The sequence below is a fragment of the Amphritea sp. genome (assembly GCF_016744155.1).
Lineage (GTDB): Bacteria > Pseudomonadota > Gammaproteobacteria > Pseudomonadales > Balneatricaceae > Amphritea.
In genome coordinates this window covers 164,187-188,255 of sequence record NZ_JADGEW010000005.1, presented here as the reverse complement: position 1 = coordinate 188,255, position 24,069 = coordinate 164,187, and the positions used below count along the sequence as shown (strand labels likewise).

General features: G+C 47.2%; 26 protein-coding genes and 1 riboswitch. Of the genes, 12 read left to right on the top strand and 14 right to left on the bottom strand.

Annotation, left to right across the window (positions count from 1 at the left end; translation table 11 throughout):
* Window positions 1-210 precede the first annotated feature (210 nt).
* The gene (locus QZZ54_RS06795) at window positions 211-1,203 is read right to left on the bottom strand and encodes a TAXI family TRAP transporter solute-binding subunit (RefSeq protein WP_290700634.1); all 993 of its coding nucleotides are present in this window, start codon (window positions 1,201-1,203) and stop codon (window positions 211-213) included.
* Between the two features lie 389 nt (window positions 1,204-1,592).
* Here QZZ54_RS06795 and pfkA point away from each other — a divergent pair, with 389 nt between their 5' ends.
* A complete protein-coding gene (gene pfkA, locus QZZ54_RS06790) occupies window positions 1,593-2,561 on the top strand; it encodes a 6-phosphofructokinase (RefSeq protein ID WP_290700632.1) in 969 nt (322 codons plus the stop codon).
* A gap of 18 nt (window positions 2,562-2,579) precedes the next feature.
* Here pfkA and QZZ54_RS06785 read toward each other — a convergent pair whose 3' ends face one another.
* Window positions 2,580-3,311, bottom strand: coding sequence for a hypothetical protein (locus tag QZZ54_RS06785; RefSeq protein WP_290700631.1), 732 nt, complete (start codon window positions 3,309-3,311; stop codon window positions 2,580-2,582).
* 92 nt (window positions 3,312-3,403) lie between these two features.
* Between QZZ54_RS06785 and zapE the strand changes: the two genes are divergently transcribed.
* On the top strand, window positions 3,404-4,525 hold the full coding sequence (zapE, locus tag QZZ54_RS06780) for a cell division protein ZapE (RefSeq protein ID WP_290700629.1): 1,122 nt from the start codon (window positions 3,404-3,406) through the stop codon (window positions 4,523-4,525).
* Here the strand turns inward: zapE and QZZ54_RS06775 are convergent.
* Window positions 4,522-4,758, bottom strand: a complete 237-nt coding sequence (locus tag QZZ54_RS06775; RefSeq protein ID WP_290700627.1) for a hypothetical protein — start codon at window positions 4,756-4,758, stop codon at window positions 4,522-4,524. The genes zapE and QZZ54_RS06775 overlap by 4 nt on opposite strands.
* A gap of 83 nt (window positions 4,759-4,841) precedes the next feature.
* Here QZZ54_RS06775 and QZZ54_RS06770 point away from each other — a divergent pair, with 83 nt between their 5' ends.
* Window positions 4,842-5,453, top strand: a complete 612-nt coding sequence (locus QZZ54_RS06770; RefSeq protein WP_290700625.1) for a DUF502 domain-containing protein — start codon at window positions 4,842-4,844, stop codon at window positions 5,451-5,453.
* Here the strand turns inward: QZZ54_RS06770 and QZZ54_RS06765 are convergent.
* Window positions 5,450-6,091, bottom strand: coding sequence for an MBL fold metallo-hydrolase (locus tag QZZ54_RS06765; protein WP_290700623.1), 642 nt, complete (start codon window positions 6,089-6,091; stop codon window positions 5,450-5,452). The genes QZZ54_RS06770 and QZZ54_RS06765 overlap by 4 nt on opposite strands.
* Before the next feature lie 121 nt (window positions 6,092-6,212).
* On the opposite strand from QZZ54_RS06765, the gene QZZ54_RS06760 reads away from it, so the two are divergent.
* The 3 genes from QZZ54_RS06760 (at window position 6,213) to QZZ54_RS06750 (ending at window position 7,623) form a co-directional block, all read left to right on the top strand.
* Window positions 6,213-6,677, top strand: a complete 465-nt coding sequence (locus tag QZZ54_RS06760) for an aminoacyl-tRNA deacylase (RefSeq protein ID WP_290700621.1) — start codon at window positions 6,213-6,215, stop codon at window positions 6,675-6,677.
* Window positions 6,678-6,833: 156 nt separating this feature from the next.
* Complete coding sequence (locus tag QZZ54_RS06755; RefSeq protein WP_290700619.1) at window positions 6,834-7,097, top strand: DUF5062 family protein; 264 nt, start codon at window positions 6,834-6,836, stop codon at window positions 7,095-7,097.
* Window position 7,098: 1 nt separating this feature from the next.
* Window positions 7,099-7,623, top strand: a complete 525-nt coding sequence (locus QZZ54_RS06750; protein WP_290700617.1) for a nucleoside 2-deoxyribosyltransferase — start codon at window positions 7,099-7,101, stop codon at window positions 7,621-7,623.
* A gap of 73 nt (window positions 7,624-7,696) precedes the next feature.
* Here the strand turns inward: QZZ54_RS06750 and thiC are convergent, their stop codons facing one another.
* From thiC to radC, 10 genes are all read right to left on the bottom strand, one after another.
* Window positions 7,697-9,577, bottom strand: coding sequence for a phosphomethylpyrimidine synthase ThiC (gene thiC / locus QZZ54_RS06745; RefSeq protein WP_290700614.1), 1,881 nt, complete (start codon window positions 9,575-9,577; stop codon window positions 7,697-7,699).
* 54 nt (window positions 9,578-9,631) lie between these two features.
* The gene (gene thiD, locus QZZ54_RS06740) at window positions 9,632-10,444 is read right to left on the bottom strand and encodes a bifunctional hydroxymethylpyrimidine kinase/phosphomethylpyrimidine kinase (protein WP_290700612.1); all 813 of its coding nucleotides are present in this window, start codon (window positions 10,442-10,444) and stop codon (window positions 9,632-9,634) included.
* Window positions 10,445-10,492: 48 nt separating this feature from the next.
* Window positions 10,493-10,597: riboswitch (TPP riboswitch) on the bottom strand.
* Between the two features lie 630 nt (window positions 10,598-11,227).
* Window positions 11,228-12,247, bottom strand: coding sequence for an MJ1255/VC2487 family glycosyltransferase (locus QZZ54_RS06735; protein ID WP_290700610.1), 1,020 nt, complete (start codon window positions 12,245-12,247; stop codon window positions 11,228-11,230).
* Between the two features lie 40 nt (window positions 12,248-12,287).
* Window positions 12,288-12,821, bottom strand: a complete 534-nt coding sequence (locus QZZ54_RS06730; protein ID WP_290700608.1) for a phosphatase PAP2 family protein — start codon at window positions 12,819-12,821, stop codon at window positions 12,288-12,290.
* A 72-nt stretch (window positions 12,822-12,893) separates the two neighbouring features.
* Window positions 12,894-15,158, bottom strand: a complete 2,265-nt coding sequence (locus QZZ54_RS06725; protein ID WP_290700606.1) for an EAL domain-containing protein — start codon at window positions 15,156-15,158, stop codon at window positions 12,894-12,896.
* A 42-nt stretch (window positions 15,159-15,200) separates the two neighbouring features.
* A complete protein-coding gene (locus QZZ54_RS06720; protein WP_290700604.1) occupies window positions 15,201-16,190 on the bottom strand; it encodes an alpha/beta hydrolase in 990 nt (329 codons plus the stop codon).
* A complete protein-coding gene (mutM, locus tag QZZ54_RS06715; protein WP_290700602.1) occupies window positions 16,109-16,921 on the bottom strand; it encodes a bifunctional DNA-formamidopyrimidine glycosylase/DNA-(apurinic or apyrimidinic site) lyase in 813 nt (270 codons plus the stop codon). The genes QZZ54_RS06720 and mutM overlap by 82 nt, the downstream gene beginning before the upstream one ends.
* 89 nt (window positions 16,922-17,010) lie before the next feature.
* On the bottom strand, window positions 17,011-17,166 hold the full coding sequence (gene rpmG, locus QZZ54_RS06710; protein WP_290700600.1) for a 50S ribosomal protein L33: 156 nt from the start codon (window positions 17,164-17,166) through the stop codon (window positions 17,011-17,013).
* A gap of 11 nt (window positions 17,167-17,177) precedes the next feature.
* Window positions 17,178-17,414, bottom strand: a complete 237-nt coding sequence (gene rpmB / locus QZZ54_RS06705) for a 50S ribosomal protein L28 (RefSeq protein WP_290700598.1) — start codon at window positions 17,412-17,414, stop codon at window positions 17,178-17,180.
* A 324-nt stretch (window positions 17,415-17,738) separates the two neighbouring features.
* Window positions 17,739-18,413: a DNA repair protein RadC gene (gene radC / locus QZZ54_RS06700; RefSeq protein ID WP_290700596.1), complete on the bottom strand. Its 675-nt coding sequence runs from the start codon at window positions 18,411-18,413 to the stop codon at window positions 17,739-17,741.
* A 237-nt stretch (window positions 18,414-18,650) separates the two neighbouring features.
* Here radC and coaBC point away from each other — a divergent pair, with 237 nt between their 5' ends.
* From coaBC to QZZ54_RS06670, 6 genes are read left to right on the top strand one after another with little or no spacing between them, the layout of a single operon-like run.
* Window positions 18,651-19,859 carry a bifunctional phosphopantothenoylcysteine decarboxylase/phosphopantothenate--cysteine ligase CoaBC gene (coaBC, locus tag QZZ54_RS06695; protein ID WP_290700594.1) on the top strand — a complete coding sequence of 403 codons (1,209 nt, stop codon included), beginning with the start codon at window positions 18,651-18,653 and terminating at the stop codon, window positions 19,857-19,859.
* Window positions 19,860-19,862: 3 nt separating this feature from the next.
* Window positions 19,863-20,318, top strand: coding sequence for a dUTP diphosphatase (gene dut / locus QZZ54_RS06690; protein ID WP_290700592.1), 456 nt, complete (start codon window positions 19,863-19,865; stop codon window positions 20,316-20,318).
* Window positions 20,319-20,365: 47 nt separating this feature from the next.
* Window positions 20,366-21,796, top strand: coding sequence for a phosphomannomutase/phosphoglucomutase (locus QZZ54_RS06685; RefSeq protein ID WP_290700590.1), 1,431 nt, complete (start codon window positions 20,366-20,368; stop codon window positions 21,794-21,796).
* Entirely contained in the window at window positions 21,780-22,694 is a 915-nt protein-coding gene (gene argB / locus QZZ54_RS06680) for an acetylglutamate kinase (RefSeq protein ID WP_290700588.1), read from the top strand. The genes QZZ54_RS06685 and argB overlap by 17 nt, the downstream gene beginning before the upstream one ends.
* Window positions 22,694-23,284 carry a nucleoid occlusion factor SlmA gene (gene slmA / locus QZZ54_RS06675; protein ID WP_290700586.1) on the top strand — a complete coding sequence of 197 codons (591 nt, stop codon included), beginning with the start codon at window positions 22,694-22,696 and terminating at the stop codon, window positions 23,282-23,284. Before argB ends, slmA begins: the two co-directional genes overlap by 1 nt.
* The gene (locus QZZ54_RS06670; protein ID WP_290700584.1) at window positions 23,285-24,052 is read left to right on the top strand and encodes a sulfite exporter TauE/SafE family protein; all 768 of its coding nucleotides are present in this window, start codon (window positions 23,285-23,287) and stop codon (window positions 24,050-24,052) included.
* The last annotated feature ends 17 nt before the right edge of the window (window positions 24,053-24,069 follow it).

Below are 24,069 nucleotides of genomic sequence, written 5' to 3'. Positions count from 1 at the left end.
AACGTCGCTTCGCGACTTGCTCGTGGCTAGGAGAGCCTTCTTTTTACGTAATATGACAACGTGCTTTGTAAGCAAAAGAGCACGCTTAGCCTTAAAACAAAAAAACCGCCTGACGGCGGTTTTATTATTTTGCTTTTTCTAGCAGTAAACGAAATTTTACGATCTAGCCGCAAGCGGCGTTCAAATTAACTGCGCAGTTGCGACTAGTGACTATTCGACAATCGAAATAAAGCCCGCTTCTTTAAAGTACTTAAGAGCTCCTGGATGAAGAGGCTCAGTTCCGGTTGCCAGAACCATCTCTTCTTTGTTCAGGTTTGCAAAGGCAGGATGCAGCTTTCGGAAAGTATCAAAATTTTCAAATACAGACTTCACTAACTGATAGACCACCTCTTCCGAGGTATCAACTGAAGAGACTAATACGCTTTCAACGCCAAAACTTTTAACGTCCTGATCGTTACCGCGATACATGCCACCCGGTATTGTCTGAATCTGGTAATAACCATTATCTTTAACCAGCTTATCAATTGCCGGACCACTAACATCTACTAAAACACTATCGCAGGAGGTTGTAGCTTCTTTAATTGCACCACTTGGATGACCAATCATATAAATCATGGCATCAATCTCATTGCCACAAAGCGCACTGGCCTGTTCTGAAGCTTTTAACTCCGTCGCAAGTCCAAAGGTTTTCTTATTCCAGCCTTTAGCTTTCATAAGCGCTTCCATAGTACCGCGCTGCCCAGAACCCTCTACACCTATATTGACACGTTTACCTTTTAAATCATCTATGGTTTTAATACCACTATCGGCTCTTGCGACAACAGTAAACGGTTCTGAGTGAATAGCGAAAACAACCCTTAGATCGCGATTCGCGCCAACCATAGAAAACTTGCTGCTACCGTTATAGGCATGATGTAACCAATCTGACTGCGCAATGCCAAAATCAAGATTCTGCTTTTCTATCAGTTTCAGGTTTGCTACTGAGCCGGCTGTACTTTCTGTCGAGCAGCGGATGCCGTGTTCATTCCTGGATTTATTGACCAAGCGACAGATTGCGCCTCCGGTAGGATAATAAACACCGGTAACACCACCGGTACCTATAGTTACTACATCCGTTATAGAGCCTGTGGCAAAAGCACCTATTGAAGTTACACCTACGCCAATCGCCATCACTAACGAGATTGCTGTGTTACGAAAAGCCATACTCCACTCCTTTGAATTTCAGAACCCGAACTAACTAAATAGTCGCAAGATTATAACAAAATATATTAGACACACTCTTTATTGCGCATACAGATACCATACTACCCATTGGATCAGCAACTTATGACAACACTTTCCTGTTCAATCTGCACAGATTATCTTTCAATAAGCGTACCAAAAACATATGACACACAATATGCACACAAATTGTGTCTATTGAGACTGAAAAGAGGCTAATCTCGATTAAACCACAGTATGTTAGCTGCTATAAATACTAGCTGCAGCCGAATATCAGTTGCCAAATCAGCTTAAGTGCATAATATTAAAGTTATTCACAGCTTTGAGGCCTCGCTATGTATCGCCTTCCTGATTTAGAAAAAAGCGAAAACATGAACAGCATCGCGGTAATGACCAGTGGCGGAGACTCCCCAGGAATGAATCCTGCGATTCGCGCTATTACCCGCTCAGCATTAAATCAGGGACTTCGAGTTTTTGGTATTAATCGTGGCTATAGCGGCCTGATCATCGGTGACATTACTGAACTTAAAAGCAATCATGTCACGAACATCATTCAGCGTGGCGGAACTATTCTTAAAAGTGATCGCTGTCTTGCCTTTAAAGACCCTATCGTTCGCAACCAGGCAGCAGAGATTCTAAAGAAACACGGTATTGACGGCTTAATCGTTATTGGCGGCGATGGTTCGCTAACCGGTGCTCACCTTCTGACTCAAGAGACAGGTATACCGGTTGTAGGCTTACCCGGCACCATAGACAACGATATATACGGCACAGATGATTCCATTGGCTTTGATACAGTCCTCAACACAGCGCTAGACGCTATCGACAGAATTAGGGATACGGCGCTATCCCATGAAAGAATTTTTTTGGTTGAAGTTATGGGACGTAATTCTGGTCATATTGCGTCTCAAGTCGGCATCGCCAGCGGTGCAGAGATGATAATTGTGCCCGAAGTTGATTTTAAACTAGAAAACCTCTGTTTTTCCCTTGCCAGTCAGCGCGCTCAAAACAAGGGCGGCAGCGGTATCATTGTTGTTGCCGAAGGCCCTGTTCCCGGCCTGACCTTTCGGCTCGCGAAACAGCTCGAAACCCAGGGTGAAAAGCCTGGTGTTTCTATTCTGGGATATATACAACGAGGTGGCCGCCCTACCGGCCATGACCGGGTATTAGCATCATGTCTTGGGGCTTCTGCCGTTACTTACCTACTGGCAGGGTTCACAGATATCATGGTCGGTGTTACTAATAGCCAGATAACCACTACACCACTGCAAGATATTGTAGAGAAGACAAAGCCCCTCAATCCAGATCTTGTGGAACTGTCTCAGTTACTGCACAAATAAAGGACAAATTTTGAGAGTTTAGAACTCACCGTTAAATTCAGCGGGCAAACTCTTAATAAAGGCCTGTATCAGCTCAGGCAGCAACTGTTCTGAGCTGATGCCAGAGAGGCTATTCGCATCACTATTCAGCGCCAGTAATGATGCGCCCTGCTCCGGACCACCCACGACAATACTGCTGAGTGCATTCCAATCACATGGGTAGAGATGCAGCCCACTGACTAAAGCAACACCTTTACGTTTACGAATCTGAGCTAAGCCCACCAACTTTCGGCCATCCTCACTGACAATCTCCCCATGGGAGAGCGAGGCGTAACACGCCCATTTCAGATCTTGCTCCTGGCTAACCACCTTCGAGCGATCAATCATCTGCTGATCAACGCCTTTACAAGGAATCCCACATGACAGCAAAGTATCGATCCAAATCCGCTCCAGCCAACTGAAAATTTCAATGATGTTTTGGCCCGCTACAGGATGATCCGTCGGTATAAAAACGGTCACACTTAGCATCCAGGGACCGGCCAATACAGCACCACCACCCGAACGACGCCGCATTATAGGAAAGCCGGCCTTCAGGGAACGCTGAGTCTGCCCCTCATCTGGCCGCTGTGAGCACCCCATAATGACGGCTGCCTGATCATATTGCCAAAATAGCACTTGCGGAGTTTCAACTCCGGTTTCAAGAATTTCACTGATACGCTGCTGTTCATCGGGCATTGAGCCGACAATCAACGGCAGAGGTTTAATTACCATTACTCACTCCTGGGTCAGAGGCAGGAAGATTAACCTATCCCTATGCCGGGGAAAACTATTATCATGCGGCAGTCGAAATCGGAATATGTGCGATGCATCCTAATTTTATCGAGATCTATCACAGAGAAATCAGTGCAAAGGGATATCAACCCGACCCTGATCAGTTAACACTGGCAACTGACCTCAACCTTATATACCAAGCACTGCAAGACAAAAGCAGTAATCCGGTGGGAAAACCTGGTATTTACATTTGGGGACCTGTCGGACGAGGCAAAACCTTTTTAATGGATTTGCTGTTTTTCCATCTACCAGATGAAACCAGCTTAAGATTACACTTTCATCGATTTATGGCTCAGATCCACCAGCAACTTCGACAGCTCCAGGGAAAAGCAGATCCGGTTGAATTGATATCGGTACAGCTTGCTGAGCAGTATAAACTAATCTGTTTTGATGAATTTTTCCTAAATGACATTGCTGACGCGATGATTCTGGGCAAACTGATTAACGGGCTTCTTAGTCGCGGGGTGATTCTTATCACCACGTCAAACCGACCACCGGAGAATCTCTGTAAAGACCCGCTATTTGAAGACAGAGTGAGACCTATCACTGCTACGATCAATCAACAGATGCAGGTATTCAATCTTACTGGCAATACTGACCACCGATTACGGACACTCACACCTGCGCCTTGTATTTTTCATGAAGAGGAGAAGCTGGCGCAGCATTATCAGTCAATAAGTAACACCGAGCCTTCCTATGATGTTGTCTCAGTCATGCAACGACCAATACCGGTTAAGGCTGTCAGCTCAGACTGTATCTGGTTCGATTTTGAACATCTTTGCATGGGTGCCCGCAGTCAACTGGATTACATAGACCTGGCCAACCGTTTCGGTCATATTTTTGTCAGCCAGGTGCCGCAGCTAGGGAGCCGTGCTCGCGAACAGATTAAAGCCCGAGGGACAGAAGATGGAAGCCAGGCAGTAAAAGCAGGAGAGCGACAAATATTACTGGGCAATATGGATGACCCGGCCAGACGATTCATCAGTTTAGTGGACGAACTATATGACCGGGGTGTAAATCTATTCCTTAGCATTGAGGTGCCATTGGAACATATTTATCATGAAGGCAGCCTGACCTTTGAATTCGCCCGTACCTTCAGCCGCCTTACAGAGATGCAATCGCTGGAATACCAGCAGCGGAAAATAGAAATTTAATGCAAGTCTGCGTCAATTACTAACTTACCCAACTCAAAACACTGGCTTATCGCTTCCTCTTCAGATTTCGCGATCACCTGGTTCTCCGGAACCTGCTCCAGATCCCCAGCATTATGGAAAATCGTATCTTTAAGATCCTTATGATAAATTTTAGGCTCAAGCATCCAGCGATTATGGCCTATATTCTTCACCATGGCGGTAATGCGGTAGTTTCCATAGCTTATCTGATTCATCAATCACCTCCCAGATCATTTGGGCATGGGATAATTATAGTTAAACCACCCGTTACTACTGGGTTTCAACAGGAAAATTTTTCATGAAGACATTATTGCGTTTTTTCTTTCAAGGATTACTGCTGTTGCTTCCTTTTGTACTGACCATCTATCTGGTCTTCCTGATTTTCACCGCGCTGGATGAAACACTGTTCTCCGCTGTCGGTTCGTTGATTGGCTATTTCATTCCGGGACTTTATCCCGGGTTGATAGAAACCCTGCTGGGCATCTTACTGACTGTCGCTATTATTATCCTCACAGGCATTGCTGGCTCACTTTATCTAACCCGTTTCATGATGAACATAATTGGCTCCCTAATGGAACGGATTCCAGTGGTAAAGTTACTCTACAATTCTCTGAAAGACCTGTTTCAGGCGTTACTGGGCGAGAAAAAAAGCTTTGATAAGCCGGTATTGGTTTATCTGAACAGAGAAAAAAGCATCAAAGTCATGGGTTTTCTTACATGCGAGGATCTGAATGGATTTGGGCTCAGCGAGGATGTATCTGTTTATCTGCCGGATTCATACAATTTTTCCGGAAACCTGATTATCGTCCCCAGAGATCAGGTAATCCCTCTGGACGTAAGCGCAGGAAAGGTCACTACCTTTATTGTCAGTGGTGGCGTATCAACCACCACCGACAGTGACAACGCTTAACCTCTGGAGTCACTGACAAAAGGGTTAGTTTGACGCTCATGGCCTAATGTAGACATCGGGCCGTGGCCCGGAATAAAAGCAACCTCATCCCCAAGGGGAAATAGTTTTTCGCGGATTGAGCTGATCAACGTTGCATGATCTCCCTGTGGAAAGTCAGTGCGGCCAATAGACCCCTGAAACAGCACATCACCCACTTGTGCCAACTGACTTTCAGGACTGTAAAACACCACATGTCCCGGTGTGTGCCCGGGACAATGAAGAATTTCAAGGGTCTCGTTGCCCACGGTCACCCTATCACCATCTTCCAACCAGCGATCCGGGGTAAACATCTCAACCTGTGGAAAACCGAACATCTGGCTTTGCTGCGACAAACCATCGATCCAAAACTTATCGCCAATGTGTGGCCCTTCAATCGGCACACCCGCTTGTTTAGCGAGTTCTGCTGTACCCCCTGCATGATCAATATGCGCATGGGTCAGGAGAATTTTTTCCAGTTCGAGCCCAAGCTCTGCAAGCTTGGCCAAGACTTTATCAACATCACCACCGGGATCTACCACCGCTGCTTTTTTACTCTGTTCGCACCACAACAAAGTGCAGTTCTGTTGGAAAGGGGTAACCGGAATAATACTGTATTTCATAGTGACGCCGTGGTAGTTGAAAACTGATCCCGCAGTATACCTATTTCTGAACTATCCTTCGATATGCCAGTATGTAACAGACTCCAGGACAGACAGTAACTACTGTCAGGAGGTTTTAAAGATGTCTGTATCTCCCACTCTACAAAATTATCTCAACCGGGGTGATATTCCCTATCGCCTGATTCGTCACCCCTATAGAGAAACCTCTCTCAGTACTGCTATCTCCGCTCATGTGCCTGCCCGCCGAATGGCCAAAGGTGTAGTTCTCAGAGATGATGAAGGCTTCATGATGGCCGTGGTCCCGTCTGATCGGCGAGTCGATCTTCAAGCGATCAACCGCCAGATGGGGCGAGTCTTTTCTCCGGCAGCTCAAAGGGACGTAAAAATTCTGTTTCGCGACTGTAACAAAGGTGCCGTCCCAGCATTAGGCCAGGCATATAACATGCAAGTGATCTGGGACGATCACCTTGCAGAAGAACCTGATTGTTACATGGAAGCAGGTGATCACGAGGATCTGCTCTGCTTTTCACAATCGACCTTTAAACAGGTCATGTCAGATAAGCCCCATGGCATGATCAGCCACTAAGGAAGTTCAAAACGAGTCCTTTCCTTAAGTAAACATCTCCTAATTACCGGGACGATTCAGGCATCCCGGTAAATTCTTATTTAATATATTTACCTCGATCCGGCAGCTATGCGATAGTGGCAGAAAATATCCATATCAATGCTGTTGGAGAATACGATGAAAAAGCTTAAGCATGAAGCTGAATTGGTAAAAGAAGCGATCCGTATTGGCGGTGTATATATGACGACCCGAGGCGCAGGAAAATTTGAAGCTACTGATAGCGCTGGGGATAAAATTAAAGCGATCTACCGTCTCCTGGTGCTGGACAAACTAATCCAGCCTCTGGCCAAGGGCGAGGATAACGAACCCAATATGAAGCATAAGCTAGCACTATGGATCAGCCGTCAACTACCAAAAGACCACCCGCTGCTGGATGAGTAATATGGCGCAGCGATCCATCTATCTAGCTGGCCCCGATGTATTTTGGCCTAACGCTGATGAACTAGGCGCCGCAAAGAAAAAACTTTGCCAGCAATACGGTTTTTCAGGACACTTCCCGCTGGATACCGAACTGGACTTGTCAGAGTTATTGCCCTTTGAGGCAGGTCTTGCCATCTTTCAAGCCAACATCAGCCTGATGGACAGCTGCGATCTGATTATTGCTAATATGACTCCCTTCCGGGGACCCAGCATGGACGTAGGCACCGCCTTTGAAATGGGCTATATAACCGCACTTAAAAAACCGGTCTGGGGTTATAGCCTGGATGGTCGTGTCTATTCTGAGAGAGTCGAAGGAACCACCAGCGATGCTGACGGGTTTAGCATTGAATCCTTTGCGATGGCTGACAATCTGATGATGGTGGGTGCTGCAGATCAGCTAGGCGGCCTGCTGACGGATACATTACCGGAAAATATGGAAAATCATTTGCATGTTTTTGAACAAGTTTTGAAACAGATAAAAAGCTAAGTCTGAATTACAAGTTGCCACAAAAAAGCCGCTAATTAAAGCGGCTTTTTGTTAGCAAGAATACCCCTAAGGTTTACACCTTATGATAGATTTCTGCACCGGTTTCTTTAAACTCTTCCGATTTTTCCTGCATCCCTTTTTCAGCAGCCGCTTCAATCGCCGCCACCTGAGCAGCATCCAGGTTACGAACCTCCTGAGAGATCTTCATCGAACAGAACTTAGGGCCACACATTGAGCAGAAATGAGCTACTTTTGCTGATTCTTTCGGCAAAGTCTCATCGTGGTAAGCCCGGGCAGTATCCGGATCAAGACCGATATTAAACTGGTCTTCCCAACGGAACTCAAAACGTGCCTTAGACATAGCGTTATCGCGAATCTGAGCTCCAGGATGTCCTTTCGCCAGATCAGCTGCGTGGGCCGCTATTTTATAGGTGATAATACCGGTTTTAACATCATCTTTATTCGGCAAGCCAAGATGTTCTTTTGGCGTTACATAACAAAGCATGGCACAGCCGTACCAACCGATCATTGCTGCTCCGATACCGGAGGTAATATGGTCATAGCCCGGTGCGATATCAGTGGTCAGTGGTCCAAGCGTATAGAACGGCGCTTCATGGCACTCGGTCAGCTGCTTATCCATATTCTCTTTGATCATGTGCATCGGCACATGCCCAGGGCCTTCAATCATCACCTGCACATCGTGCTTCCAGGCTACTTTGGTCAGCTCTCCTAAGGTTTCAAGCTCAGCAAACTGGGCTTCATCGTTAGCGTCATAGACAGAGCCTGGACGCAGACCATCACCCAGAGAGAAGGACACATCATAGGCTTTGCAGATTTCACAGATATCTTCAAAATGAGTGTACAGGAAGTTTTCTTCGTGGTGTGCAAGACACCATTTTGCCATGATAGAGCCGCCACGAGAGACGATACCGGTCATCCGCTTAGCGGTCATCGGTACATAACGCAACAATACACCGGCATGAATAGTGAAATAATCCACACCCTGCTCTGCCTGCTCGATCAACGTATCACGGAATACTTCCCAGTTCAGGTCTTCAGCGACACCATTCACTTTTTCCAACGCTTGGTAAATCGGCACAGTACCAATAGGTACCGGCGAGTTACGCATAATCCATTCACGGGTTTCATGAATATTCTTACCGGTAGAAAGGTCCATGATCGTATCGGAACCCCAACGAATCCCCCAGGTCATTTTCTCTACTTCCTCTTCAATAGAGGAAGACAACGCTGAGTTACCGATATTACCGTTAATTTTCACCAAAAAGTTACGACCAATAATCATCGGCTCTACTTCAGGGTGGTTGATATTCGCAGGGATAATTGCGCGGCCTTCAGCGACTTCCTGACGAACAAACTCTGGGGTAATCTCATCCGGTAATTTTGCACCAAAGCTATGTCCAGGGTGTTGTTCGGCAACAATATCACCTTCAGCTTTCGCCTTGGCGAGCTTCATGTTCTCGCGGATAGCGATGTATTCCATCTCCGGCGTGATGATACCCTTGCGAGCATAATGAAGCTGAGTAACGTTTTGCCCCTCTTGAGCCTTTAGGGGCTTACGGGTCAGTTCAAATCGAAGATTATCCAGACGCAGATCCTGCTCTCGCCCACGGCCATATTCAGAACTCAACCCATCAAGCTGTTGAATATCTCCTCGCTCCTTAATCCACTCAGCACGCAGAGGTGCCAAACCTTTACGTACATCGATACTCACTTCAGGGTCGGTGTAGGGCCCTGATGTATCATAAACATAGAGAGGGCCGTTCTTCTCCCCCCCCATATCAGTAGGAGTATCATCAAGAGCGATCTCACGCATAGGCACCCGCACATCCGGACGAGAACCCTCTATATAAACCTTACGAGAATTTGGAAATGGCTGCACTGAAGCTTCATCAACCTGTGCACTGTGACTTAGAACTGTATGACTATCGGCCATCTTATTACCTACTTCTTGAGTTTTTCTTATAGAGTTCCGGTTAAAAAGCCCCGGCTACCAATATTTATAAAAATGATGCACAGGGCCATGCCCCTGCCCAACTTGCAAACCATCTGCAGCCGCAATCGCTGCATCAATATATTCTTTCGCCTGTTTAACGGCTGTCAAAGTATCTAAACCCGCAGCAACTCCCGCAGCAATAGCGGAAGCAAGCGTACAGCCGGTACCATGGGTATTCTTAGTAAGCAGACGCGGGGAACTCAAACGGACCATCTGCTCACCGTCGTAGAAAAGGTCAGTTGCCTCAGCACTGTTCTCAAGATGCCCACCTTTAAGCAGAACAGCACCGGCACCCAGCTCCATTAATCGCTTCGTCATCATTTCCATCTGTGCAAGAGTTGTTGGCTCAGCACAGCCTAGTAGCACAGCGGCTTCCGGAAGGTTAGGAGTAATCAGAGAAGCCAGGGGAATCAGGCGTTTTTTCAACATATCCACAGCGCTATCAAGTAATAATGCATCGCCGCTTTTAGCCACCATAACCGGATCTACTATTAACAACGCAGGCTTATAACGACTCAGACAATCAGCCACACAAGCAACCGTTTCAGCATCACCCAGCATACCGGTCTTTACAGCATCAACTTTGAGGTCATCGAATACGGCATTAATTTGCTCACTGACCACCTTAATCGGCACAGGATGGATCGCCCGTACTTCACAGGTATTTTGCGCAGTCACGGCAGTAATAACAGAGGCACCATAAGCGCCCAATGCAGAAAAAGCTTTCAAATCGGCTTGAATGCCCGCGCCACCACCACTGTCAGAACCAGCAATAGTCAAAGCAATAGGAATATTTTTTTCAGACATCTGTTCAGGTCCAGCTATATGAGCTAAACCGAATACAGATAGAGAGGTATTACGGCTTATCTCGATTTCCTACGCCGGCACTAACCGGATCAGGTTCGCGGGTTATTGGTTTTCACCAACTCTCAGCCATAATGGGCACCCCGACAAGATCTGTATAGTTTATGTCCAAGCGCATTACTTGTCTATCCTCTGAGCTGAATATAACAATCAACACCCTTAGCAGCTGCATATTATTGCGAAGCAGAAAAATAGGAATTATTCCTATATATATCTACATGTAATTCGAACATGATGTGCTTCAGGAAGGGTAATGTTCGGGACAGAACACTGGATGGCCAAGACAAGCGGGATAGGAAGCAAGGATTGCTGGCAGGAAGCCGTGGATTAGCCCCGCAAGGAAAATGGATGCCATGTATAGAGAACACTAAAGGGGAACTTAGTGTTCTCTTTTTTTTGCCTGGAATAAATATTTGCCCATAGATCCATACTGCAAAGCAGAATAGGATTTTTTCCTATAGTTTCAATCCCCATGAAATAGGATACTGATTCTGACGGAACGACTGCCTTCACGGATGAAGGGAACAGACTACAGCTTTACCCATTAAGATGAAAAAGGATACAAGGACGTCGGCAGGAAGCCAGATAGATTTCATCAGGGACATGGATACCAGGGAAGTCTGAAGAGAGCACTCAAGGGGAACTGAGTGCTCTCTTTTTTTAGCTAACTCTTTTCACCACTTCTTCTTTGCTACATACTTTCTGCTACGTCGCCAATGGATCAGTTTAAACAGCGTTCCAAAGCTCACGGGCAAGCTCAGTCGCACTTTGCTCGCAGCCACCACGAATCCAGCGGGCCAACGTAGCCGCTACATCAGGATAAACTATCGGTTCAGGCGAAGCCTGCCCCGCCCAACGATAGAACTGCTCTGCTTCCAATCGATGAAACACCTCAGCTAAACCCAGGTACTCCAATACAGCCGCATTAGAAACTTGCTCAGGCTGACCCGCCAATGGTTTCGTAAGTAGTTTCTTACCGGCTTGAAGAACCTCGCTTGCCAAACCAAAACCACAGTTAGCAATGACGCCATCGCAACTAGCCTGAGCGCGCCTAAAACCCTCCCGGGATAATGGGCGCCAGAGGATATGCCCCTCGTCTTCGGCCGTAGAAACATCACAATAGACATGAAACTCATAGTCATTGAAAGGTATTAGCCACTGACGAATTTGCTCTCGATTCTCAAATGGAAGATACACTAGAATCATGCCTGCTTGCTGAGTAGTTGGATAAGATTGAGTCTCAATCAGGGGTGGTAATATCGGCCCGTCAAAGTGATGCCAGTGCAGGCCAATACCTTGCTGAACCGGCGTAAAAAAACGGATCATCAACATCATCATCCAGCCAATACCGGGACCTGGAATCGGATAACTAAAAGCATACTGATGCGCTATTCCAATACAAGGTTTCTTCTGCAGTTTCGCAGCCCAAGCGGTAATCGGCTCAAAGTCACTGATAATCAAATCATATTGCTCCAGGTCTATTCCTCGAACATCACGAATTACCTGAATCAGATTATTCTGAGTCAGAGTTCGCCATCGATCAATTCCTCCATTGGCAACACTAAAGGTAAGCCCTCTGCGTACCTGATAGTCACCAAAAAGCTCCATATTGAAAAACTTATCTGCTTCACGACCGCTAAAGAGAAAATCAACCTCAACGCCCTCATTCGCCAGCGCCGAAGCCATAACCCGGGCCCGAGTAATATGACCATTACCTGTTGCCTGCACACCATAAAGAATTTTCATCACTACTCTCTAGAATTAACAACGCTCTGGAATTAAGAAACTAAACTAGCTCTACTAGATTCAAACCAATAATGGCGGAACCCATTCCCAGTGCTGCACCGGCAATAATATCTGTTGGGTAGTGCACCCCGAGAAAAACCCGTGACAGTGCAATCAGCGAAGCAACACCATAAGCAACTAGCATAAGTGATGGATAGTAGTAGGTCAGCGCAGTCGCAAAGACAAACGCTGCAGCAGCATGACCGGACGGTAAACTAAACTTATCTGAAGGAGTAATTTGCGGTGTAACATCATCAAAGCGATCACAAGGTCTGTCTCGCTTTATGATTTTTTTAAGACATATATACACAGGCAGCTCTATAGCGAACAAAACCAGCCCTGTGATAAGAAAATCAGCCCCATTTTCCAACTCAAACCAAGCTATCAACAAACCGATAGCCAGATACAGGCCTCCATTACCAAGCTTTGAGATCCAACGACTAGCGGTAGACATCATTGGTAGACGACTTGTACCAAAGCATAAGTAGTATAAAGAGACATCAAATGCGACTAATCGCTGCTGCAATACATTCACTGTTTTAAGTCCAATATATGCTATTTAGCAACATTGTCCTTCAGCAACCATTACAGAACCGTTAAAGAGTATTTAAGCTTCTGTGACAAGGATGACACTTTGCTGAATCTGAGCTATTTTTTCAGCCGTGATCAGCTGCGATTTTAGAGGGCGACTGAAAAGATAACCCTGCGCTTGCTCACAATGCAGTTCTGTTAACAGACTCTGCTCCTCAGGCGTTTCTATCCCTTCAGCGATCACCTCCATGTTCAACGCATGTCCCATCTGCAGCGATGCTTTAACAATTTGAAGACTTGAATAATCCTTAGTAATACCTCGAATGAAGCCCTGATCCAATTTAAGCTTTGATACAGGCAACTCTTTCAGATACAGCAAAGATGAAAAGCCGGTACCAAAATCATCGATAGCGAAACAGACCCCCTGACAGGTCAACTTTTCCATCGTTTCCTTCGCCAGCTTTCGATCACCGAGAAACACAGATTCTGTTAATTCCAGTTCAAGCTTCGAGGGAGGAAAGCCGGCCTGCTCGAGGGTATTGAGCACTTTACTGACAAAATCAGCTTCGATAAACTGTTTTACCGACACATTGACTGCAATGCGTTTAAAGACCAATCCCTGATCCAGCCATTGACGCCCCTGCTCACAAGCTAAGCGCAACACACGGTCGCCCAGAGTTACGATCAACCCTTCTTGTTCAGCCAAAGCTATAAATTTATCTGGTCGAATATTTCCCTTATCGGGATGCTGCCAACGCGCCAGCGCTTCAAAACCTATGACCTCGCCAGTACCCAGTGAAACCTGGGGCTGGTAATCCAGGTAAAATTGTTCGGTATTCAACGCATAGGTCAACGCTTTAGCCAGCTGCTCTCTTTCCTTTAACTTGTCACTCATATCTATTGCATAAAAGAGATAGTGACCCCGATTTTTTCGCTTCGCTTCATGCAGCGCCAGGTCGGCCTGCTCAAGCAAACGTAAAGGCTCATCCAACTCCTCTGCCTGTATTGATATTCCTGCGGTAGCAGTCAATGAAAAGCTCTGATCACCATAAGCAATAGGCGAACTAATTTCTGCAATCAGAACATCTGCCAGATGACTTAATACAACATGATTATTGGCTTTTCTGAGTAACACCGTAAATTCATCACCGCCGGTACGCGCTAACACAGCATCACCACTTAAGCGGGATTCAAGCCGTTCACTCATCCGATTAAGGACATAATCGCCAATTTTCTGGCCATGAAACTCATTAATCAAACTAAAATTATCCAGCCCCAGCAATATCACACAGGTAGACCTGTCTTCTGAATAGGCCAGGCGAGTATATTCGGATAATGTCTCTATCAGGAACTGTCTGTTGTAAGCACCAGTCAGTTCATCATGATAAGCAAGGAAGCTAACCTCTTTCTGAACTTCCTTCCGATAAAGCACTTCCCGTTTCAGACTTCTGTTCCAAAAAACCACTATTAACAGTCCAGCAACCGTCAGGATAAAACCCAGCATTTTAAGAGAGTTTATATAGGTCTCTTTATCAATTCTCTGGGTGTCTTCCGGCTGAACCCAACGACTTTCTATTTCACTTCTCTGTTCAACGGTGACTGTTGCTAGTGCTTTATCTAACAGAGTTCCCAGCAACGGCTGATCATTTCGAGACCCGAAAGAGATATGATAATCAAAACCAACACTACCCACGATACTGATATTATCAATACCTTCCATAAAAGAGAAAAGGTAGCCCGCTGAGGCATAGGAGCCAACCCCATCAATCTCCCCAGCGGTCAATAGATTGAAAGCTTTTCCCAGATTTTCAACTTGAACAACCTCAATGTCGGGATAGTTATTACTGATATAACTAACCAGCGCTGTCCCTCTTGGAACGGCAAATCGTTTACCGTTGAAGTCACTCATCTCGGCTTGTTGATACTTACCTTTCTGAGTGAAAATTTTATTCGCCAGATGTGAATACACCTTAGTGAAGTTAAGATAATGTCTACGCTGTTCAGTGTTTGTCGCACCAAAGACCACGTCAATAGAGCGCTGTTTGGCAGCCTCAATCATCGCACCGTAGCTATCAAAAATTTGGTACTGAAATTCAGTATCTAAAGAGGCTTCCATCAGCTTCAGGTAATCAAGCGACAGTCCCTCGACTGTATCACCATCCAGCTTATTCGAGAGGTAGGGAGGAATAATGGCAACACCCACAATTATGGGGTCGCGCTGCGTCAGCCAATTCTGTTCATCGGAGGTAAGGTAAAACTCTGCATTTACTGAAAAAGAGAGTAAAAACAGAGTCAATAGCTGAAACAGCGTGGTGATTTTTGGAGTTAACTTAATTGGCATAGGTTCGACTTAGCATTACCTCTATTTATGCCAATATTAACCTTAGTTTTTAAGCCAGTCAGCAATAATGCCTGCCAATTTGGGAGGCGCAGTGAGAGGCATCATATGCCCCTCACCCGGTACCGTAATTAATTCAATCGGATGCTCTGCTTCAGAGACAACCCGGCGTCCATAGCCTATCGACAGAACCTCATCGCGATCACCCTGCACTATCGCCACATCAAATGGATAACGCCTCTGCATAATCCCAGCCTTACGACCAAACATACTGGAGAGCGTCTTAAACGGGTAATCCAGCACCAGCATTGGATCCTGGTTTATCAATCGACCTGCGGGATGACCAGCCAATAATTGGTCATAATCCACCAGCCATGAAAGTGGTAGACGGACAGCAGGAAAGATCATGGCGCTGCCCCAGGTCCACTGCCAGCCCAGGAAATGAAACAGGTCGGGCGGAACCTCTGTTGTCAGAAGAGTGCCACAAACCACTTTTTTAATACGTTCATCATGCTCAGCTGCCGCAACCGCCAGCAACGCTCCGATAGAAAAGCCATAGATATAGCAGGGACCGCTGTAGCGCTGTTCCAGAGCATCAATAACCTCAGACACCGCTTCCTGAACCGATTCTACCGTGTAAACACCCCGCTCACCTCCGGAATAACCGTGCCCTGGAGGGTCAATAGCAACGACATTAAAGCCTTTCTTCGACAAGTTCCAAAGTAACTCCGCATAGAGCTCGCCATAGGTGCCTATCCCAGGCAGGAAAAGCAATATCGGAGAGTCAACATGATGCTCATAGATCTCACAGTGAGTCGGAAGCTCTCCCACATGGAAAGTCTCCCGCTTAGCGAGATACATTTCGCTCCCAAGCGCGTCCTGTAGATCCTCCCGAGTTGGGCAGATTTCTCCACCTGTAGGGGTAGGTTTCAATAATGGCGCAAGAATTCCCATCAGTGTTGACACTCCGGACAGTAAACAGTAGATCGCTGGCCAAGACGAATCTCTTTCAGCGTTGATTTGCAATGATGGCATGATTCACCACCACGGCCGTACACATTCAGTTGTTGCTTAAAATATCCTGGTTGTCCATCACCACCTACAAAATCTTTCAGGGTTGTTCCACCCTGCTCTATAGCTTTCGCCAGCACAGTGCGGATCTCTTCAACCAAACGATTGAGACGCACTTTAGAAATATTTCCAGCGGCCCGCTTCGGATGAATACCTGCTTTGAATAGCGCTTCGTTCGCGTAAATATTACCCACACCAACGACGACATGACTATTCATAATAAACTGCTTTATTGACTGCTTCCGTTCAGAACAACACTGCTGCAGATAATCTGTAGTAAAGCCGTCACTCAGCGGCTCAGGCCCTAGCTTAACCAATAGCTCATGGGTTTCACCCAAAGGCTGCCATAATACAGAGCCAAAGCGCCGGGGATCTGTCAGACGTAACGCCATGCCTGAATCTAGCACTAGATCTACATGGTCATGATAACCTGGAGGCTGATCAGCAGGTACCAGATAGAGACTACCTGACATACCCAGATGAACCATTACCGCACCATTCGACAGATTGAGCAAGAGATACTTTCCCCGCCGAGTGACCGAAACAACTCGCTTTCCCGAGACCAACGTCTGTAACTGCTCGGGCACAGGCCAACGCAGCTTCGGCTGACGGACAGTTAGATCTTTAATGATCCGCCCTTCCAGATGAGGCTCTATACCCCGGCGGGTTGTTTCAACTTCGGGTAATTCAGGCATAGTAAACTAACTTTCAGGGCTATAGGTTAGGATCTGTTCAGGCACAAAAAAACCCGGACCAGCCGGGTTTTTTATATTCACCAAGACTATTACTTAATCTTAGATTCTTTATACATTACGTGCTGACGTACAACTGGATCGAATTTCTTCATTTCCAGTTTGTCAGGAGTAGTACGTTTGTTCTTAGTAGTGGTGTAGAAGTGACCAGTACCAGCAGAAGAAACCATCTTGATCTTATCGCGCATAATCGTGCTCCTTAAACTTTAATGCCGTTCTTGCGAACGTCAGTCAACACAACATCAATACCTTTCTTATCGATGATACGCATACCTTTTGAAGAAACACGCAGACGTACATATTTCTGCTCGCTTTCAACCCAGAAACGGTGCCAATGAAGGTTTGGCAAAAAGCGACGACGTGTGCGGTTCAGTGCGTGGGAAACATTGTTCCCTGTTACAGGACGTTTACCTGTAACCATGCAAACTCGAGACATGTTAAATACCTTTTAACTTAGTTCATTTAACTTCTATCGGATACTTATTGGATCTGAAACCGTTATCCCAACAATAAACAGGGCGATCTCAATATCCTCAGGCGGAGCGTCCAAATCAAAGACAATAACCCGTACCGGTGGATAGAAGAGCGCGCATTGTACAGAAAGCAAACTCTATTTGCTACATAGCCCCCTACTTTATTTAGGCACTGTACGCACAAACCCTTTCCATTTACTTTTTCGAAGGTGCGAACAAGCCCTTACCTTGGGCAATACCGCTCTATTGCCCGTAGCTCTCCAACTAGGTTTAGCTTTTCTTCATTATCAGATCAAACCCCTTTCAGCCAGAGAAACGCTTACTCCTGCTCCCACCACCATATGATCCAGCAAACGAATATCCACCAATTGCAGCGCTTCCTTTATTCGTAGGGTTATGGACTGGTCCGCCTGACTTGGTTCAGCAACGCCTGACGGATGATTGTGCGCCAAAATCATCGCTGCAGCATTATGGCTCAAAGCCAACTTTACTACCTCCCGTGGATGTACAGCGGCACTGTCGATAGTGCCTTTAAACAACTCTTCATAGCAGATAACCCTGTGCTGACTATCCAGTAGCAAGCAGGCAAACACTTCCCGACTACGATCGCTTAACTGAAGCTGCAGATACTCCCGCACAAGGTCCGGTGACGTCAGGGCAGAATCTCGCTGCAGTTGCTCAGCCTGACAGCGTCGACTGATCTCCATCACTGCCTGCAACTGAACATATTTTGCCGGCCCCAGCCCCAGCTCCTGACAAAACGCTTGCTGATCTGCCCGAATAAGTGGCCGTAAGCCACCAAACCTCAGTAGTAAGTGTCGCGCCAGATCCACCGCGCTCTGACCTTTCACCCCGGTACGTAAAAAAATAGCCAGCAGCTCTCCATCAGATAAACTTGATGCCCCCTGCAGTAAAAGCTTCTCACGGGGGCGTTCAGCCTCCGGCCAGTCAGTAATAGCCATATCCACATCCTTGTGTTGTTTTATTTGCTTCTATTAACGATTAGATCAGGTATGAATAAGCCCCATCTGCTCTCTGCCTACAATCGAATAGCCTGCTGCACAGAGAACTTATTCACGTCTTTCTTAGCGATATCATTTTAACGAACTTAGTGTAGACCAACTTCAGGAATGTAACTCAATCATAGATAGTGGTATCTTATGCCTCCCGAATTACTGCAGATATAACAGTTACCTTGTATGCAGAGACTTACTAACAGACAGATCCTTTTAGGCATCACCGGCGGCATCGCTGCCTATAAAAGTGCAGAATTGACCCGACTCCTAAAAGGCGCAGGGGCTGATGTCCAGATCGTAATGACACCCGCCGCAACAGAATTTATCACACCGCTGACAATGCAAGCCTTGTCCGGAAACCCAGTGCATCTACACTTACTGGACCCGGAAGCAGAGGCAGGCATGGGCCACATTGAACTAGCCAAATGGGCTGACATGGTGCTAATCGCTCCTGCCAGCGCCGACTTTATGGCACGAATGGACAGCGGCCAGGGCAATGATCTGCTGACGACGCTTTGTCTGGCTACCGAAGCCCCCATAGTGTTGGCTCCGGCCATGAATCAAGCGATGTGGCGTGATCAGCAAACCCAGAAAAACGCAGCCAGTTTGCAAGCTAAAGGCGTTCGTCTTTTGGGCCCCGGCGTAGGCGAGCAGGCCTGTGGTGATACTGGCCCCGGCCGAATGCTAGAACCTCTGGAAATTGCCGAGCAGACAGCCGCTCTATTTGACCGGGGATTACTCAGCGGCAAGCAGGTTTTCATCACCGCAGGTCCTACCCGCGAAGCACTAGACCCAGTTCGCTACATCAGCAACCACAGCTCTGGAAAAATGGGCTATGCGCTGGCTGAAGCTGCGGTCGATGCCGGGGCACTAGTGACCCTGATCAGTGGCCCGGTAAACCTGCCAGCACCCTCTCGCTGCAAACGCATCATGGTACAAAGTGCCGAAGAGATGCTTGAAGCCTCTTTGCAGGGTATAGACCAATGCGATATTTTCATCGCTTCAGCCGCTGTGGCAGATTATCGCCCGGTATCGGTAGCTGAGCATAAGATGAAAAAAGGCAATGAAGAGATCATGGAGCTACATCTGGTCAAAAATCCGGATATTGTCGCTACCGTCGCAGCTCAACAAAACAAGCCCTATACCGTCGGTTTTGCCGCCGAGACCCGTGATGTGGTCAGCTATGCTCAGGGAAAACTTGAGCGCAAAAATCTGGACCTAATTATCGCCAACGATGTATCCCGCAGCGATATAGGATTTAACAGTGACGATAATGCTGTCACGGTTGTCAGTCATCAAGAAGTTAAACAACTACCTCTGAGCAGTAAACGTCAACTGGCAAGTAAACTCATTGAAATCATCGCAGCGGCTGAGCAGAAAGGGGACAACTAAAAAATGCAGAAACTTCAGGTTAAATTGCTGGATCAGCGTATCGGCAATAAATTCCCGCTGCCCCACTATGCGACTGAAGGTTCAGCCGGACTAGATCTCAGGGCGTGTCTTGATCAACTTATAACGCTTGAACCGGGACAGACTGAACTATTACCCACAGGCATCGCTATCCACATTGAAGATCCGAGCCTCTGCGCCATGATCCTGCCACGTTCAGGGCTGGGGCATAAACACGGCATTGTGCTGGGCAACCTCGTTGGTCTGATCGATTCTGATTACCAGGGACAGCTGATGGTTTCTTGCTGGAATCGTAGCCAAACAGCCTTTACGGTAAACCCGGGAGAACGTATCGCTCAACTGGTTCTGGTCCCTGTGGTTCAGGCTACATTTGAAGTGGTTGAAGAGTTTAGTGATAGTGACAGAGGCGAAGGCGGTTTCGGCTCCTCCGGCCGTCACTGAGAATCATCAAATTTTCTTAAAGCATCTAATAAGGACTACCTGATCCGGTGAGCATCAATCCTGCTATCTTTCGCGCCTATGATATCCGGGGGATCTACCCTCAGGATCTTAATGACGAAACAGCTCAGCTGATCGGCCAGGCGATCGGTAGTGAAGCCCTTAGCCGTAATCAGACTTCAATCTGTGTCGGCTATGACGGCAGGCTGTCCAGTCCGGCACTGAGTCAGGCATTAATAAACGGTTTATTGAAGAGCGGCGTATCCGTTATCGATCTGGGAATGGTACCCACTCCCGCCCTCTATTTTTCTACCCACGCTTTAGAAACCGGATCAGGCGTGATGATTACCGGTAGCCATAACCCGGCCGACTACAACGGTTGCAAAATAATGCTGGGCGGACACACGTTGTCTGGTAATGAGATAACCGAGCTCTATCAGCGAATAACTTCAAAAAAACTTTCGCAAGGGGCAGGAACACTGACGCATCAGGACATTTCAACGTCATATCTCGACCGAGTCCTTAAAAACCGGCGCCTTAAACGCCAAATTAAAGTCGTGGTGGATTGCGGCAACGGTGTTCCTGGCCCCTGGATAGTCCAACTACTAGAAACCTTTGGTTGCCAGGTCACCCCCCTTTATTGCGATATTGATGGCCACTTTCCAAACCACCACCCAGATCCAGAAAAGATGGAAAACCTGTCCGATCTGATCAATCAAGTACAACAATCAGACGCTGATATTGGTCTGGCACTAGACGGCGATGGTGATCGACTAGTCGTGATAGATAATCAAGGTCAGGTTATCACCCCGGATCAATTGATCTGCCTGTTCGCACAAGATCTGCTTAAGCGCCACCCAGGCGCTGATATAGTCTACGACGTAAAGTGCTCTATCAACCTTCCACGGTTGATTAATCAATTGGGTGGCCGGGCAGATATGTGGAGCTGCGGTCACTCAATGATCAAGAATCGAATGCAGCAGACTAAAGCCCTGTTCGGTGGTGAATTCAGCGGGCACCTGTTCTTTGCCGAACAGTGGTATGGCTTTGATGATGGTTTGTATGCAGCAATTCGACTGCTTGAGCTACTGAGTAACACCGATCAGTCAGTTACTGAACTTTTCAGCCCATTTACACCGCTACCCTCCACCCCGATGATTCATATTCCGGTCAGTGACGAAAGTAAATTCCAGGTAATTGAACAGTTCAGTCAACTCAATTTCGCCCCGGCAAAGGTCTATACAATAGACGGGCTCAGGGTCGAATATCCCGACGGATGGTTTGGTATAAGACCCTCGAACACCACGCCGATGCTGACCCTTAGAATTGAAGCTCTGACCCCTGACGCCCTGATTCGCATAGGTGCGCTTCTAGAAGAAAAACTAAAACTTATAGTTCCTGACTTGCAAATTCCTGAGTTAGCGTTTACAAACTACACAACCTCCATAGATAGAGAAGATACTAATGCCACTGTCACGTAAAGCTGCGATCAATACCGCAAACGTGCTAAGCGAAGCACTGCCTTACATTCAACGTTTTTCTGGTAAAACCGTGGTCATCAAATACGGCGGCAACGCGATGATTGATGACAAGCTTAAAGACAGCTTCGCCCGCGATATTGTGATGATGAAACTGATCGGCATTAATCCGATTGTGGTTCACGGTGGCGGCCCTCAGATCGGCGAACTGCTCGATAAGCTCGCGATAGAGTCTCACTTTGTTAACGGTATGCGAGTCACTGACTCGAAGACCATGGACGTCGTCGAGATGGTACTGGGCGGCATGGTCAACAAAGACATCGTTGGCCTGATTAACCGCAACGGCGGTAAAGCGATCGGCCTGACCGGCAAAGATGGCATGCTATTAGGCGCCCGAAAGCTGATAGTAAAGCATAAGACTCCAGATATGGTGGCTCCTGAAATTATCGATATCGGCCATGTGGGCGAAGTTGACCACGTTAACACCAGCGTTCTCGACATGCTCAGCAACTCTGATTTTATACCCGTTATTGCTCCTATTGGTGTCGGCTCTGACGGTGCGTCTTACAATATTAATGCTGACCTTGTAGCCGGTAAGGTCGCCGAAGTTCTGCAGGCAGAAAAATTGATATTACTGACCAATATCAGCGGCCTGATGGACAAAGAAGGCAACGTTCTTACCGGTCTATCGACGGCTGAAGTCGATGACCTGATTGAAGACGGCACTATCTATGGCGGTATGCTACCAAAAATTGACTGCGCTCTAAGCGCTGTAAAATCTGGTGTTACCAGCGCCCATATTATCGATGGCCGGGTAGAACATTCCTGCCTACTGGAACTCTTCACCGATGAGGGTGTAGGTACTCTGATCTCCAATCACTCTCCGAAGGCATCAAACTAATGGATGTTCAGGAAAAACCCTCACGCCGGGAGCAAATTTTGCAATCCCTGGCGATGATGCTGGAAAATGATCCGGGTGCGCGGATCACCACGGCAGCGCTGGCTAAGCATGTCGGCGTATCGGAGGCGGCGCTATATCGCCACTTTCCGAGTAAGGCCCGAATGTTTGAAGGCCTAATTGCTTTTATCGAGGACACCGTGTTCAGCCGGATTACTATCATCACCGGTTCTGATGCTAATGCTATGAAACAATGTGAGCAGATCCTCACCCTGTTACTGGCGTTTGTTGAAAAGAACCCAGGCATGGGGCGAATTCTCACCGGAGACGCTCTGTCTGGAGAAACTGATCGTTTGCGACAGCGAATCAACCAGTTCTTTGAACGCGTGGAAACCCAGTTAAAACAGATCCTTCGTACCGCTGAACAGACGGAAGGGTTGCGAACTGAACTCCCTGCTGGTGCGACTGCTAATCTTATGTTGGCATGCGCAGAAGGAAGGATACGACAGTTTGTACGCAGCGAATTCAAAGCCCGCCCGACGACAAACTGGGCCGATCAGTGGAGTGTGATTGCCGCTGCAGCCAGTCGCTAAGTGATTACTGAACAACTCAGCCTTCTACTAATTTCGTTACTGGCTAATGGCCTGTCAGCCATGGCCGGTGGCGGTGCAGGTTTACTGCAACTACCTGTTCTCCTATTTCTCGGACTTAGTTTTAGTAGCGCATTGGCAACCCACAAAATCGCTAGTGTAGCGCTCGGGGTCGGCGCAACACTACGTCATCTGCGAGAGAAATCTCTGGATTTGCGTTTCTGCCTATTCATCCTTGCCTGTGGTCTTCCCGGAGTCGTCTTAGGAGGCATACTTATCCTCCGATTGCCGGAAAGCCTGACCATCTTTTGTCTCGGCATTCTCACAACAAGCCTGGGCATCTATTCAATATTTAAACCCCAATTGGGTTTATCCCAACAATCCCGCAACCGGGATCTCCGAGGCTTATGCCTGGGAGGTACCGTACTTTGTCTGATCGGAATTCTCAACGGCTCCTTAACCTCAGGCACTGGGCTCTTTGTCACCATCTGGCTGGTACGCTGGTTTGGTCTGGATTATAAGACTGCCGTCGCTTACGTTTTGATTTTGGTAGGACTTTTCTGGAACGGTTCCGGAGCCATTACCGTCGCACTACAACAACCACCTCACTGGGAGTGGTTACCAGCCCTAATAGCCGGCGCAATTATTGGTGCCTATACCGGCACCCATATTGCTCTAAAAAAAGGCAATTCAGCGATAAAGAAAATCTTTGAGACTCTGACCATTCTAGTGGGAATCAAGTTGATAGTAGATGGACTGCTGCTACTGTAAAGCTTGGTTAAGCGCTT